Here is a 13505-nt window from a genome sequence, read left to right on the forward strand (position 1 = left end):
TTTAACTTTGGCGGCGTAAAAGTTCGTTTACTTTGCCCTCTATTTTTTCCCAAGGTAAATCAAGATCTGGTCGCCCAAAATGCCCATAAGCAGCGACATTCCTATAGAACTTGCCTGAATTTTTTTTAGGAAGTTCTCTTAATCCAAATTCTTGAATTATTGCTCCAGGTCGAAGGTCAAAGTTTTCTTTTACTAAGTTTGTTAGATCCTCATTTGAAAGTTTTCCGCTCCCAAACGTCTCAACAAGTATTGAAACTGGGTTAGCTACTCCTATTGCATAACTTAATTGCACCTCAGCTCTTTTGGCTAAACCAGCTGCCACGATTGCTTTTGCGACAAACCTGGCTGCATAAGCTGCAGACCTATCTACTTTGGTTGGGTCTTTACCTGAAAAGGCTCCACCACCATGTCTTGCATAGCCACCATAAGTATCAACAATAATTTTTCTGCCCGTTAAGCCTGCATCTCCTTGTGGACCACCTACGACAAACTTACCGGTGGGATTTACTAAAAATCTTGTTTTCTCTTGACTGGGTTGTAGTTTTAGATCTGCTGTTGCAGGCTTTACAACATATTCCCATAGGTCTTTAGTAATCCGATCCCGAATGCCTGACTCACTGGAGATATTGTCAATTTGAGCAGAGTGCTGAGTTGAAATTAGGATTGTATCAATTGCAATTGGTTCGTCATTCTCATATACAACACTGACTTGAGTTTTGCCATCAGGCAGTAAATATTTCAACGTCTCTTCATGGCGAACTTTTGCTAATTGTCTTGCAAGTCGATGAGCCAGGCTAATTGGTAAAGGCATTAATTCGGGAGTTTCATCACACGCATAGCCAAACATTATGCCTTGATCTCCAGCTCCTACTTTGTCAAAAGGGTCTTCAGTTTGATCTTCAGCTTCATTAACACCTTGAGCTATATCTGGCGATTGCTGATCTAGTGCTACGAGTACTGCGCAGCTGTTTGCATCAAATCCCCCTGCTTTGGCATTTTTGTAACCAATTTCTTTTATGACACTTCTTACGAGATTAATGAAATCAACTTCAGCTGAAGACGTTACTTCTCCTGTAACTAGACATAAGCCAGTATTTACAACGGTTTCGCAAGCAACTCTGCTGGCAGGATCTTTCTCAAGCAAAGCATCAAGGATTGCGTCGCTTATTTGATCGCAAATTTTGTCTGGGTGACCTTCCGTAACTGATTCGGAAGTAAATACGAAACTGCTCATTAAGTCTTTGTTCTGATTTCCCAAGTATTAATTTTATGATTTTACTGAATATTTAACTCATCCCAATGATGAATTAGATGGTCATATTCATATAGGAGAGGTTTCTGGGACCATCCTGCAGTGTATCCAAGGACAATTTTAACTTTACTTTGTTTAGCCATGAATAGATCAGTGTCAGCATCGCCTACTAGGGCGCACTCTTGAGCTTCTAACTTTAGAGTCTTACAAAGATTGCTTACTGCAAGTGGGTTAGGTTTTTTAGGCAGGTCATCACTGCTCCAAAGACCTGTAAAAGTCTTTTCTAGCTTGTTCTTTTTTAAGAATGCAATAAGTCCTGTTTTTGTGTCATTGCTTATTAAAGCCAAAGAAATATTTTTTCTTTTTAGGATTTGAAGAATTTCCAACACTCCAGGTAGTATCTGATCTGAGTAATCTTCGGAAAAAATTTCATTAATAGCTTTATCCGCTGATTTGAAAATTTGATTAGCAAATTGAAGAGAGTTTGGCCAGGTTTCACCAATTAGAGAGAAGATAGTCGCTGTAGAAATTAAATTATCTTTTCGAGAAGCTATTGCTAAAGAACTTGTGGGATCAATTCCTTGGGAATTAATCCCATAGATTAAGTTGAGGAACTTGCTGAGTTCTAAAATTTTTTCAAGAGGTTTTTTTTGCGACTGGTAAAGTCTAACGGCTTGATTAATTCTCATTTTGCCAAGCCTATTTAAACGCTTTTCACTATTTACAAGAGTCCCATCTTTATCAAATAAAATACCTTTTACAACGCCAAGAGGCTCGCCTCTAAGAAGTAATTGAGGCATCTTGCTGCAATTAATTATATTTCCATAGATGCGATAGGGTTTTCACCTTCTTCTGCTTGCTCAAGTAGCATCTCCTTATATTTTGCTGCCATTTCCTCAGCTTTATCAAATACCTTTTGAGGGTCCGTTAACATATCTCCTGGTTCTGGCTCTAACGCTTTTGTTGATAAAGAAATACGACCACGTTCAGCATCTAAGTCAATAATCATGACTTTCATTTGATCATTGACATTAAGAACAGAGTGAGGAGTTTCTATATGCTCATGACTGATTTCTGAGATATGAAGTAATCCACTTACCCCACCAATATCAATAAAAGCTCCATATGGTTTTATTCCTCTAACGGCCCCTACAACAATCTCTCCAACTTCAAGTCTATTCATTTTTCTTTCCACAAGAGCTCTTCTATGGCTAAGTACTAATCGGTTCCTTTCTTCATCGACCTCAAGAAATTTAAGAGGAAGAAATTCAGCCACTAATTCTTCTTTTGCTTTCCTAGTACTTATGTGAGATCCAGGAATAAATCCTCTTAATCCTTCTACTCTTACTAAAGCTCCACCTCTATTTGTGGCGAATACTTCTGAATAAATTGTTGCATCTTCTTTTTGGAGTTGTCTAACACGCTCCCATGCACGCTGATATTCAATTCTTCTAATTGATAATGACAATTGTCCATCCTCATTCTCCTCACTCATTATGAAGAACTGTCTAATCTCAGAAGGTTGAAGCACATCGCTCAAGCCTTCTACTCGATTAATTGAAACTTCTTGCATTGGCATAAATGCAGCTGTCTTGGCACCGATATCAATCATTGCTCCTTTCGTTTCGAGCGCAAAAACTGTTCCGTTAACTATGTCCCCTGGCTTAAAGTTGTAATCGTATTTACTTAATAGTGAATCAAACTCTTCAAGGGTAAATCCGGCACCATTGAAATCATATTTTTTTACTCTGCTAGAAGGGTCATCTGCAGTGGGTATTTCTTCAGAGATATATGTTTCCTCTGTAATACCTTCTTCAGAAACTTGGTCATTATTTTCAACTGCAGCTACTTCGGCACTTTCAAGATTTTCCGTAGAGTTATCTGCTACATCTAATTCTTGAGCAGTTCCTGGAGTAGTTTCAGTCATGTTTTGAAGGCAGTATGCCTATGGCAATGCGAAAAAATTTCTCCTTAGGCCCGCCAACCGGAAGGAGTTAGTACAACACTCTACAGATCAAAGTGTAATTATTAGCCAACAGTTGCTAATTTTTTGCTTGGCTTAAAAGTTTCTAGAGTATCTACAAAGTCATTAATACCATTAAATTGACGATATACTGAAGCAAAACGGATATAGGCAACCTCGTTAATACCTTTGAGTTGGCCTAAAATCATTTCACCCAAATCCTCACTCCGAACTTCTTTCATATTCCTTTGTTGAAGTTGTAACTCGATTTCATCTACGATTGTTTCTACTTTTTGATTATCAATAGTAGTCTTTTCGCAAGCTCTTACTAGGCCATTTAATAATTTACTTCTGCTAAAAGTCTCTTTAGAACCACTTCGCTTTATTACTGTTATAGGAACTGTTTCCACTCTTTCATAAGTTGTGAAACGGAAATCGCAGTTGAGGCACTCTCTTCGTCTTCTGACGCTTTTACCTGTATCGGCAGCACGTGACTCTAGAACACGACTATCTGTGTTTTGGCAAGAGGGGCATTGCATAGTGCCCTTGTAGTTAAAGTGTATTTGATATTACTTTATACAATGAATTGGTATATGAGAAGACTTTGGTTCATTTAATTTATATACATTTCACAAATTCTTAGGAAATTCATCAAAGAAAAAAGAATTATTTTTACTTGTCATTTCTAAAAAGATAAAAAAAACCCTGCTTTGTAGCAGGGTTTTTTTGGCGTTTATTTTTTATCGAACTTCGGTGGATCGCGAAAAGCGACAGCGAAGAACAATGTTACGACTGCCAAAGTCAGTATGAGGGTGTAAGAAAAGGCTTCCATAGGGATTAAATAGAGGCTAAGGATTCCTTGAAATTAAGCACGCCCTGGGACGCGTCGGGTTGATTCGTCTCCAAGTTTTTTGAAGAGACCAAATTCAACTTGATCGCCAAGGTCAGGATCAATACCAGCGAAGGTGTCTCTGTAAAGAGTCCTTGCTGCATGCCACCAGTGGCCAAATAAGTAGAGCAATCCGAAGCAAGCATGAGCATATGTGAACCATGCTCTTGGAGAGCTTCTGAAAACACCGTCTGATTTGTAGCGGTCTCTGTCAAACTTAAAGGATTCGCCAAGTTGAGCTTTGCGTGCAAGACGCTTAACAACTACTGGATCAGTAAATGTCTGTCCATTTAGCTCCCCTCCATAAATTGTTGCAGTGATTCCAGTTTGCTCGAAAGAGTACTTGGCTTCTGCTCTACGGAAAGGTATGTCAGCTCTGACATTGCCATCTTTATCTTCAAGAATTACAGGGAAGTTCTCAAAGAAGTTTGGAATTCTTCTGACTTCAAGTTCATTGCCTTCTTTATCTGAGAAAGAAACGTGACCTTGCCAGCCAGTAGGAACTCCATCTCCATTGACTAATGCACCTACTCTGAATAATCCACCTTTAGCTGGACTATTTCCTACATAATCATAGAAAGCAAGTTGTTCAGGAATTGATGAAAATGCCTCTGCTTTTGAAGCACCATCATTAATTGCTGTTTGCACTCTTCTGTTTATTTCTGTCTTGAAGTAACCAGAATCCCATTGGTATCTAGTAGGACCAAATAATTCAATAGGAGTTGTGGCTGATCCATACCACATAGTTCCAGAAACTACGAATGATACGAAAAGAACCGCAGCAAGCGCACTAGCAAGTACACCTTCTAGGCTTCCCATCCTTAAGTTTCTATAGAGTCTTTCTCCTGGACGGTTGGTGATATGGAAAATGCCACCAATAATTCCTAAGAGACCAGCTCCAACATGGTTGGCAACTATGCCCCCTGCGCTAAAGGGGTTAAACCCTTCTGCACCCCATACGGGAGCAACAGGTTCAATATGACCAGATAGGCCATAGGAGTCAGAGACCCACATGCCAACTGTGGATAGATGGAATGCACCAAAACCAAAACAGGTAAGACCTGCTAGTAGAAGGTGAATGCCGAAAATTCTTGGAAGGTCAAGAGCTGGTTCACCAGTTCTTGAATCTTCCCAAAGTTCAAGGTCCCAATAAGTCCAGTGCCAGACGGCAGCAAGCATTAAAAGACCACTGAAAACAATATGTGCTGCAGCAACACCTTCGAAGCTCCAGAATCCTGGGTCCACTCCAGTTGCTCCAGTGATGTCCCATCCTTGCCAGCTACCAGTAATACCTAGGCGGGCCATGAACGGCATGACGTACATGCCTTGGCGCCACATAGGGTTGAGGACCGCATCGGAAGGGTCAAATATGGCCAATTCATATAGGGCCATGGAGCCGGCCCAGCCGGCTAGCAAAGCTGTATGCATGAGGTGCACGGCCAGAAGACGACCGGGGTCGTTGATTACGACTGTGTGCACCCGATACCAGGGCAATCCCATGGGTAAGGTTCAAAAAAGGAAGCTGCTTAATGCAGCTAGACCCGATGATCGTAATTGGTCTGAAGGCAATCAAGGTCAAGGTTGCACGTAGCTGCAACGACTGTTGATATTCCAAAAAATATGTGAGCCCCCTTTTGGCAGGGTAAAACCTAGTTAAATGTTCTTTTTATCTAGGTTTTTAGCCACGTTTGCGACCTTCTCATGTCTAAATTGATATTGGACTTTGTTCTTTTGTTAACCATGCCAATCGTTCGTTTTATTCGAGAAGGTAGGGATATTTCTTGCCGACCTGGAGAAAATCTAAGAGAATTGGCCCTTCGAGAGGGACTAGAGCTCTATGGTTTAAAAGGAACTCTCGGCAATTGTGGCGGATGTGGGCAATGTATTACCTGCTTTATATCTGTAGAGGGTGGAAAATCAGATTCTTTATCACCTTTGACTGAGGTTGAGAAAATAAAATTACGGAATAGACCATCAAATTGGAGACTGGCCTGCCAGTGCATTGTCAAATCTTCGTTGGCCATACTTACTAAGCCTCAGGCACCTCCCTCAAATTCAAAAGCTCTTATCCAACAAGCAATTGAAGAGGTTTTGCCTAAGTGATCCTTCAGCCTTACATGTGAAAAATTTGATGAGGTTTCATTTTTTCTCGTTACAACATCTAATGCTGCAAAGATTTCTTCTCTTTAGTTAGTGGTTATCCCTATATAGTTCGTTTAATTGATTCGCAGTCCTCGTAGCTCTCTAGTTCATGGAAACCACCAATTTCGGTTTTATTGCCAGTCTGCTTTTCGTTGGAGTCCCAACGATTTTCCTAATAGGTCTCTTTATATCAACAAGTGATGGAGAGAAGTCAAGCTTTTTCTCAGATTCCGGCAAAGGGAAGCTAGGCCCTAAATAATTTTGCAGGCCTAGGAGTCTTAAAACTCTTGATTAATGGATTAATAGTTGCATAGGGTTGCTAGCCATCCCTTTAATACTTTTTATTTGTTATCTACAGGATTTCAAAAGCCCTTTTAATCTAATTAGATTTAGACACTTTTAAGGCCAGAGCAATGACATGGGTTTAGTAGGCTTAAATGCAAAGCCTTGGAAACTTTCGAAAAAAGTTTTGCCTCAGCACACCGATCATGCAGGTGTTATGTGGCATGGCTCTTATTTGAATTGGCTTGAAGAAGCTCGAATTAAGGCTTTAGCTCAGACTGGATTGTCTTATTCAGATCTTTCTAAGGAAGGATTTGAATTGCCAGTTATTGAGCTTAAGATTAAATATATCTCCTCATTACATCATGGAGATGAAGTAATAATGGAAAGTTCAGTTTTAGGCAAAACAGGACTTCGAGTTCCATGGGAAACAAATTTTTTGAAAAATGGAAATATTATTTCTGCTAAGGCTTATGTGGAATTAGTTATTACAAGACTAGATAAGAAAGGAACTCGCTTGGTAAGGAAATATCCTTCTTTTCTTTCTGCAGCAATAAGAAAACTTCAAGAAGGGCCTTCTCAATAGCTTTGATTGAAATTAGTTATGTTGTTTTCATCAAAAGAAATCTTGGCTTGGAGAATAGACCAGTTATCTCGAGGAGGCAGGGCAGTAGATCTGGATTGGTTGCTTGATATAGGCGCTGGCTTAGGCTGGGATGCTCTTCAAAAGGTCAAGATATTTCAGAATGGTGACTATATTCTCGCTCAATCTTTAGAAGATCTTTCTTTGATTTGGGAAACACATTTAAAAGAACAAATACCTTTGCAGCATCTTGTTGGTAAATGTCCTTGGAGAGATTTTGAGATTCAAGTGAATTCTTCAGTATTAATTCCTCGCCAAGAGTCAGAGATATTAATTGAATTAGCTTTGCAAAAATTTCAGGATACTAGTAATGGTTGTTGGGCTGACTTGGGTACTGGATCTGGAGTATTGGCTATAGCGTTGGCTAAGGAATTGCCCAATTGGTCTGGCTATGGAGTGGATTGCAGTAATGATGCTTTGCGTTTAGCTAAAAAAAACTTAGAAAGTTTAATTAAAACCTCAAAGGTTCATTTGCTTTTAGGGAATTGGTGGGAACCACTTAGACCTATTTGGGGGAAGCTTGATTTAGTCATAGCTAATCCTCCCTATATTCCAAACTCATTATTAAAGACCCTTCATCCTTTAGTTCGAGATCATGAGCCTCATGTTGCACTTGATGGTGGTATGGATGGCATGGAATCTATTCGCGTAATTGTCGATGGGGCTATGCAAGGATTATGTTCTGGTGGATGGTTGATTTTTGAGCATCATTTTGATCAAAGTCAAAGAGCTTTAGATTATTTGCTAGAAGCTGGTTTAGTAGAAGTAGATTTTCAAAAAGATATTGAAGGGGTGCGAAGATTTGCATTTGGACGTCATCCTTGAGATATGAAATCTTAGGCAAAATGAAATCTTCTTTTTTAAGCATCCCTAAGTTAGTAGATCAGTTAAACCAAGGTTCGCCAGTGGTTTTCCCTACTGACACTATGCCCGCATTGGCAACATTGCCCAAGTTTGCTTATCAAATGTGGGAAATCAAAGGTCGTCCTAAAAGTAAGCCTTTAATTTTGATGGGATCATCTTCTGAAGACCTTTTTAATTTTGTGAATGAAGTTGCATTGAAAGATGCTCTAAGTATTGCCCAAAAATATTGGCCAGGAGCTCTAACTATGGTTTTGCCTTCATCAAGTGAGCTTGTGCATGAACTTAACCCTGGAGGAGTTTCCATAGGTATGAGAGTCCCTGACTGTGATCTCGCTAAACATTTACTTTCTCAAAGCGGACCTTTGGCAACATCAAGTGCAAATTTATCTGGTCAGGAACCATTACTTTTGTCTGAAGAAGTTGCAGCAAAATTCCCAAGATTTCCATTATTAGCTCCAACACCTTGGCCAAAACCTTCAGGGTTGGCTAGCACTGTAATAAGTTGGCAAGGGCCAGGAAATTGGCATTTAATAAGAAAAGGTGCTGTGATACCTGAAGTTATTGGCAAATAATGTTTTGGCTTGTTGGGTTGGTTTCATTAATTCAGGCTAGTTTTTATTGGCTTTTAAAGCCACTAATTTTCGCAACCACTTCTTTCTTTGAGCTGAGAAGTTTAGGCCTATTTTTTGTACTAGTGATTTTATGGCTTTTTTCTGGAACTGGAAAAAAGCTTTTGGAGTAGATGTTGGATGCCGGCTAACAGATTTGAACTGATGACCTTCGCTTTACAAAAGCGCTGCTCTACCGCTGAGCTAAGCCGGCATGATTTTAGTTTAACTTTCCAACCGTAATTATTTGCTCGTCTAGTGAGCCAATCAACTAAATGATTAAATTTTTAATAGGTTCATTTCTATATCTTTTTTAGAGGAGAACCAATTTAGTCGGATTTGTTTTCGGATGCGCTCTCAGATGATTTCTCTTTTAATTTAATTTGGCCTGAAAGGGTTCTTTTGATAGGCAGGTTTGCTACTAGTGCGGTCATCCTATCTTCTGTTTCTAAGCTAACTGCTCCTTCCTCAACATCAATTTCCACATACTTAGCTACAACACTTAAGATCTCTTCTCTCATTTGATCTAAAAGATCAGGACTTAAATCCGTTCGATCATGAGCGAGTACTAATTGAAGTCTTTCTCTTGCTTTGGCAGCACTTGCTTGCTGCCTGCCAAGTAATTTGTTGATTAAATCTCTTAAAGTCATTGATTTAGAAAATTTTTGTTTGCATCAGTCTGCGAAATTTGTCTCGAAGACTTGAACCTTCTTTTGATGGATCAATAAGTGGTATTTTTTCCCCTTGAAGTCTTCCTGCAATATTGGAATAACATCTGGCAGCGGGAGAATTGCTGCCTATTAAAGTAAGCGGCTCACCTCTGTTAGTACTAACTATTACTTGTTCGTCTTCCAGAACTAGTCCTAATAAAGGTAATGCAAGAATATCGGTCACATCTTGAATGGAAAGCATCTCTTGGCTTTCCATCATTTTTGGACGAACTCTATTCAGCACCAACTGAACAGGCTTAATACCATGGGTATTAAGTAAACCAATTACTCTGTCGGCATCTCTGACTGCTGAAACTTCTGGATTCGTTACGATAATTGCCTCCTTTGAAGCGGCAACAGCATTTTTAAAACCATCTTCGACCCCGGCCGGACAGTCAATAAGAATATATTGAAATTGCTCTTTAAGCATTCCAACTATTTTTTGCATGTCCTCTGGCTTTAGCCAATCGAGCATTCGTGGATTACCTGCTGGCAGCAGAGAAAGATTTGGCTCTTGCTTGTGCTTAACCAATGCTTGATCTAGTCGGCAGCTTTCTTCTAGTACTTCTTGGGCGGTATATACGATCCTATTTTCAAGACCAAGTAATAGGTCTAAATTTCTTAATCCAAAATCTGCATCTAAAACAGCAGTAGGGCATCCTTTACTCGCTAGAGAAATGCCCAGGTTTGCGGTGAGAGTGGTTTTACCTACTCCCCCCTTGCCTGAGCAGATAAGGATCACTCGCGTATCTGATGTCACGGACTTTTGCAAAGTTGAATAATTTTAATGGGAAACTGAGGGATAACAATATTATTTGGGCAAAGCTTCAATTCTTTTGCCTAATAGATGAGCAGTTGAACTAGTTATATTCGGGTTTAAATGGCCAATGCAAAAAAAATTAAGTTCTTGATGGTTTAATAACAATTACTCCGTCTTCGATAATGGCTTCTTCAGCAAGCCCTTGCTCAGGCTTCTCCTTAGGCCCTCTTGCAATTTTATTTGATATTCTCAGTTGAACTGGCCTTAACTGTAGAGCTGTTATTTTTGCGCGATCATTTCCATATTTACCTGCGTGAGCTATGCCAAGTAATCTCCCCCAAACCATTACATCACCCCCTGCAGAAATAACTGCTCCAGGGTTGATATCACCCAGTATTAACAAGTCTCCATCTGAATCAATATTTTCTCCCGAGCGCAAAGTCCCTTCATGGAAAACTGTATTTGGTTCTTTTTCATCAGCAATGAAAGCATTGAATTGGCGATTGCTTGGCACTTGATCTCTTTCGAGCATGAGTGAGCTTTTAAATCCTAGAGATTTTGCGCTTACAACAGTCTCTGGGAAGGAGGCGTCTATAGATAAAATTGTAATTGAATATCTTTCACAAAGACTATTTATATAAACTATATCATTGCATTTTAGCGCTAAATCATTTAATTTAATCTCTAAATAGCATTTGCTAAATTCTTGTATTTTTGAAGCTATGTAATTTTTCCAATTGTTATTGTTTTCACTCGATAAGTACATTATTTTTAGCATGACTATAATTATATGTTAATTATCTTTCCTTAAACGTATAAGTTCATGCTTTAAATCTTCTTGTATCTCTTTTGGGTGAATAAGCCAAGATGCTTGAGATGGACTAATTAGTTTCTCGACCAAAGGTGACTCTTGCTCAATAGCTTTTAGTTGATCTCCATCCCATAATCGAAGGCCACTTTTGTATTGATGATACCCATATACTTTATTATGTCTTAAACCGCAGCATATTGAAGCATCTTTCCCAATCTTTTCTGAAAGATTTATTGCTATTGAAAGAGCCTCTAATTGAGATTCGTTTTTAAGGTATTCAACATTTACGGCTTTCAATAGCTTTCTATTTAAGAAATTTCTACAAAGAGTTCCAAGATTTCCTTTAGCATCTTCACTCCATCTTAATAGGTGGTAGCCAGTTCTTATATCATCATTTTGTAGAAAATCTTCAATACTCAATTCCTGTTGATTCCATAACCAATTATGCATTACTTTGTCACACCATAAAAGCTTTGGCCCATAATTCTTTGCAGTACTAATTATTTTATTAAGCAACCAGTTGCATACTTCATTAAGTCGGTGGTTATAAATACCTCTATACATTAAATTTCGTACAATTAAATAATGTTCTACAGCTAAAAGACCTTTTGGATGTATAGCCAAGTCCCCATCTGGAGAGAGTGTTAACGCTGATAAGATTCTTTCTAGATCTAGCTGACCATACTGCGCTCCAGTACTGTAACTATCTCTCATTAGATAATCTAATCTATCGCAGTCTAGCTGGCTACTTATTAATGTACTGATTGCCTTTAAACTTATACCTTTGCCTTCTACTATATCTGCTATTTTATATGCAAGGCCCCTGCTAAAGCTATCAAGTATATTTCGTATATCCCTGTGCTCTTTTATTAATTTAGCAGTCCAATGTTCATGCTTGATATGAAACATTTCTTCGCTTGTATGGCTTAATGGGCCATGGCCAATATCGTGCAAAAGTGCTGCTCCATATAGTAAGGCTCGGAAATTTTTAAGTTTAGGGTCTAAATCAACAAGCTTATTAAACGCTCTTCGTGCTATGTGGAAAACACCTAGTGAATGGGTAAACCTACTTGATTCTGCTCCATGGAAAGTAAGAGAAGCAGGACCAAGTTGTCTAATTTTCCTTAGCCTTTGAAAAGGTGCAGAATCAATTAATTCAAGTACCATCCCTTCTTCAGGAATTGTGCTATCAAGTTTGATACTTTTGTGAAGCGGGTCGTAATAGGTTCTACTTGGCATCTACTAATTCATCGCTTGCAGGGATCATTGGTTCGTCAGGGTTTTCAACTGTCAATTTTTTCTCTTCATCTAAATTTTGACGATCTAAATTTGCCTCGATAGCAAGTTCAGCATCTATTAACCATCTGTCTTCAATACTTCCAGGATTAAGGGGCTCTGGAGCTTCTAAGTACCGGTTTGGCTCAATGCCAAGATTTTGAATATCTCTACCAGAAGGGGTTAAATAGCTCGCCACGGTTACTGCTAACCCACTGCCATCACTCAAATTTGTTAGTGTTTGAATCAGACCTTTCCCAAAGGTTCTATTCCCGAGCAATTGTGATCTGTCATTGTCCTGCAGTGCACCTGCAAGGATTTCGCTAGCACTTGCTGTGCCTCCATTTACAAGAGTTACCATTGGTCCGTCATAAATAGTTTCTGCATTTGACGGGATTGGGTCGCTAATTGAGTCTCTATTTTTTGTTTCCACTATAGGCTTATCACTTAAGAAAGCATCTGCAACTGCAAGCCCAGAACTTACCAAACCACCTGAATTATTCCGTAAATCTAAAACCAGCCCTTCGACACCTTTTTCTTGAAGCTCCTCTAAAGCTTCTTTTACTTGCTCAGGGACTCCTTCGCTGAATTGGGTAATTCTTAAGTATCCAAGAGTATGGTTTTCATTTCTTATTCTGCGTGTTCTTACAGGCCTTAAATCAACACTTCGTCTTTCAAGACTTATTTCTTTTATTTCCCCATTAGGGGATTCAAGTTCTAGAAGTACCTTAGAGCCACTTTCTCCTCTGAGTTTTGCTGCAGTAGCTTCTAGGCCAAGAGCTTGAGGAGATTCATCCTCGACTTTTAAGAGAATAGAGCCACTAATAATTTCAGCATCAGCTGCTGGAGAATCTTCTAATGGGCAAATAACAACGATTTTGCCGTCTTCATTCCTTGCACCTAGTTGGAGGCCAACGCCATTAATCTCACTGCCAAGATTACTTTCTTTCATTAATTCATAGTTTTTTGGCCTTAAGAGTCTTGTATAAGGATCTCCTAGGGGCAAAAGCATTGCTTCTATCGCTTCATAAGCATCCTCAGAAGTTTCAATTTGTTTCTCTAGAGCTTTTTGTCTGAGACGTTTCCATTGAATGTCACCGAATTTTTCTTGATTTACAAACCCTTCGTTAACAATGTTCCAAGACTCGATGATTAATTGTTGACCATCATTCAAGGCGAGTAGAGGCCTTGCAGCAACTAGGAAAACCAGGCTTAAGCTTAAAAAAGCACAGAAAATTTTATGAAGAAATTTTGACAAGGATTTAACAGTTGAAGGCATTGGATTGATCAATTGCGCGAACCATGG

16 protein-coding genes and 1 tRNA gene are annotated in these 13505 nt (G+C 39.1%); 5 read left to right on the forward strand and 12 right to left on the reverse strand.

Annotated elements, in window-relative coordinates; genetic code table 11:
• Window position 1 precedes the first annotated feature (1 nt).
• The 6 genes from metK to psbB form a co-directional block, all read right to left on the reverse strand.
• Window positions 2–1234 carry a methionine adenosyltransferase gene (gene metK / locus O5635_RS08245; RefSeq protein ID WP_269607451.1) on the reverse strand — a complete coding sequence of 411 codons (1233 nt, stop codon included), beginning with the start codon at window positions 1232–1234 and terminating at the stop codon, window positions 2–4.
• Between the two features lie 41 nt (window positions 1235–1275).
• Window positions 1276–2052, reverse strand: coding sequence for an HAD family hydrolase (locus O5635_RS08250; protein ID WP_036901311.1), 777 nt, complete (start codon window positions 2050–2052; stop codon window positions 1276–1278).
• A 14-nt stretch (window positions 2053–2066) separates the two neighbouring features.
• A complete protein-coding gene (locus O5635_RS08255; RefSeq protein WP_036901310.1) occupies window positions 2067–3179 on the reverse strand; it encodes a 30S ribosomal protein S1 in 1113 nt (370 codons plus the stop codon).
• 101 nt (window positions 3180–3280) lie between these two features.
• Window positions 3281–3754 carry a transcriptional regulator NrdR gene (gene nrdR, locus O5635_RS08260; protein WP_036901309.1) on the reverse strand — a complete coding sequence of 158 codons (474 nt, stop codon included), beginning with the start codon at window positions 3752–3754 and terminating at the stop codon, window positions 3281–3283.
• Between the two features lie 194 nt (window positions 3755–3948).
• Window positions 3949–4047 (reverse strand): photosystem II reaction center protein T, encoded by a 99-nt coding sequence (locus tag O5635_RS08265; RefSeq protein WP_072013256.1) that lies wholly within the window; start codon window positions 4045–4047, stop codon window positions 3949–3951.
• Window positions 4048–4080: 33 nt separating this feature from the next.
• Window positions 4081–5604, reverse strand: coding sequence for a photosystem II chlorophyll-binding protein CP47 (gene psbB / locus O5635_RS08270; RefSeq protein WP_036901308.1), 1524 nt, complete (start codon window positions 5602–5604; stop codon window positions 4081–4083).
• Between the two features lie 240 nt (window positions 5605–5844).
• Here psbB and O5635_RS08275 point away from each other — a divergent pair, with 240 nt between their 5' ends.
• The 5 genes from O5635_RS08275 (at window position 5845) to O5635_RS08295 (ending at window position 8607) form a co-directional block, all read left to right on the forward strand.
• Complete coding sequence (locus O5635_RS08275; protein ID WP_036901995.1) at window positions 5845–6207, forward strand: 2Fe-2S iron-sulfur cluster-binding protein; 363 nt, start codon at window positions 5845–5847, stop codon at window positions 6205–6207.
• A 148-nt stretch (window positions 6208–6355) separates the two neighbouring features.
• Entirely contained in the window at window positions 6356–6505 is a 150-nt protein-coding gene (gene psbM, locus O5635_RS08280) for a photosystem II reaction center protein PsbM (protein WP_072013255.1), read from the forward strand.
• A 159-nt stretch (window positions 6506–6664) separates the two neighbouring features.
• Window positions 6665–7114, forward strand: a complete 450-nt coding sequence (locus tag O5635_RS08285) for an acyl-CoA thioesterase (RefSeq protein WP_036901307.1) — start codon at window positions 6665–6667, stop codon at window positions 7112–7114.
• A gap of 18 nt (window positions 7115–7132) precedes the next feature.
• Window positions 7133–7996, forward strand: a complete 864-nt coding sequence (gene prmC, locus O5635_RS08290; protein ID WP_052042762.1) for a peptide chain release factor N(5)-glutamine methyltransferase — start codon at window positions 7133–7135, stop codon at window positions 7994–7996.
• 20 nt (window positions 7997–8016) lie between these two features.
• Window positions 8017–8607: an L-threonylcarbamoyladenylate synthase gene (locus tag O5635_RS08295; protein WP_036901992.1), complete on the forward strand. Its 591-nt coding sequence runs from the start codon at window positions 8017–8019 to the stop codon at window positions 8605–8607.
• A gap of 178 nt (window positions 8608–8785) precedes the next feature.
• On the opposite strand, the gene O5635_RS08300 is transcribed toward O5635_RS08295, so the two are convergent.
• The 6 genes from O5635_RS08300 to ctpZ form a co-directional block, all read right to left on the reverse strand.
• A tRNA-Thr gene (locus O5635_RS08300) sits at window positions 8786–8857 on the reverse strand.
• Between the two features lie 115 nt (window positions 8858–8972).
• Window positions 8973–9293: a cell division topological specificity factor MinE gene (gene minE / locus O5635_RS08305; protein WP_269607460.1), complete on the reverse strand. Its 321-nt coding sequence runs from the start codon at window positions 9291–9293 to the stop codon at window positions 8973–8975.
• A gap of 4 nt (window positions 9294–9297) precedes the next feature.
• On the reverse strand, window positions 9298–10113 hold the full coding sequence (minD, locus tag O5635_RS08310; RefSeq protein ID WP_036901305.1) for a septum site-determining protein MinD: 816 nt from the start codon (window positions 10111–10113) through the stop codon (window positions 9298–9300).
• A gap of 139 nt (window positions 10114–10252) precedes the next feature.
• A complete protein-coding gene (minC, locus tag O5635_RS08315) occupies window positions 10253–10879 on the reverse strand; it encodes a septum site-determining protein MinC (protein WP_241462936.1) in 627 nt (208 codons plus the stop codon).
• Between the two features lie 27 nt (window positions 10880–10906).
• Window positions 10907–12163, reverse strand: coding sequence for an HD domain-containing protein (locus O5635_RS08320; protein ID WP_036901303.1), 1257 nt, complete (start codon window positions 12161–12163; stop codon window positions 10907–10909).
• The gene (gene ctpZ / locus O5635_RS08325) at window positions 12153–13478 is read right to left on the reverse strand and encodes a carboxyl-terminal processing protease CtpZ (protein WP_052042860.1); all 1326 of its coding nucleotides are present in this window, start codon (window positions 13476–13478) and stop codon (window positions 12153–12155) included. Before ctpZ ends, O5635_RS08320 begins: the two co-directional genes overlap by 11 nt.
• Window positions 13479–13505: the final 27 nt, after the last annotated feature.

It is taken from the genome of Prochlorococcus marinus str. MIT 0919 (genome assembly GCF_027359375.1).
Classification (GTDB): domain Bacteria; phylum Cyanobacteriota; class Cyanobacteriia; order PCC-6307; family Cyanobiaceae; genus Prochlorococcus_D.

Bases quoted from the DNA above. Each gene is read 5' to 3' on its own strand.
- O5635_RS08265 (WP_072013256.1), bottom strand. From the start codon at position 4,047: ATGGAAGCCTTTTCTTACACCCTCATACTGACTTTGGCAGTCGTAACA.
- O5635_RS08320 (WP_036901303.1), bottom strand. From the start codon at position 12,163: ATGCCAAGTAGAACCTATTACGACCCGCTTCACAAAAGTATCAAACTT.
- minC (WP_241462936.1), bottom strand. From the start codon at position 10,879: ATGTACTTATCGAGTGAAAACAATAACAATTGGAAAAATTACATAGCT.
- O5635_RS08285 (WP_036901307.1), top strand. From the start codon at position 6,665: ATGGGTTTAGTAGGCTTAAATGCAAAGCCTTGGAAACTTTCGAAAAAA.
- prmC (WP_052042762.1), top strand. From the start codon at position 7,133: ATGTTGTTTTCATCAAAAGAAATCTTGGCTTGGAGAATAGACCAGTTA.
- minE (WP_269607460.1), bottom strand. From the start codon at position 9,293: ATGACTTTAAGAGATTTAATCAACAAATTACTTGGCAGGCAGCAAGCA.
- O5635_RS08275 (WP_036901995.1), top strand. From the start codon at position 5,845: ATGCCAATCGTTCGTTTTATTCGAGAAGGTAGGGATATTTCTTGCCGA.
- O5635_RS08295 (WP_036901992.1), top strand. From the start codon at position 8,017: ATGAAATCTTCTTTTTTAAGCATCCCTAAGTTAGTAGATCAGTTAAAC.
- O5635_RS08250 (WP_036901311.1), bottom strand. From the start codon at position 2,052: ATGCCTCAATTACTTCTTAGAGGCGAGCCTCTTGGCGTTGTAAAAGGT.
- nrdR (WP_036901309.1), bottom strand. From the start codon at position 3,754: ATGCAATGCCCCTCTTGCCAAAACACAGATAGTCGTGTTCTAGAGTCA.
- ctpZ (WP_052042860.1), bottom strand. From the start codon at position 13,478: ATGCCTTCAACTGTTAAATCCTTGTCAAAATTTCTTCATAAAATTTTC.
- O5635_RS08255 (WP_036901310.1), bottom strand. From the start codon at position 3,179: ATGACTGAAACTACTCCAGGAACTGCTCAAGAATTAGATGTAGCAGAT.
- metK (WP_269607451.1), bottom strand. From the start codon at position 1,234: ATGAGCAGTTTCGTATTTACTTCCGAATCAGTTACGGAAGGTCACCCA.
- psbB (WP_036901308.1), bottom strand. From the start codon at position 5,604: ATGGGATTGCCCTGGTATCGGGTGCACACAGTCGTAATCAACGACCCC.
- psbM (WP_072013255.1), top strand. From the start codon at position 6,356: ATGGAAACCACCAATTTCGGTTTTATTGCCAGTCTGCTTTTCGTTGGA.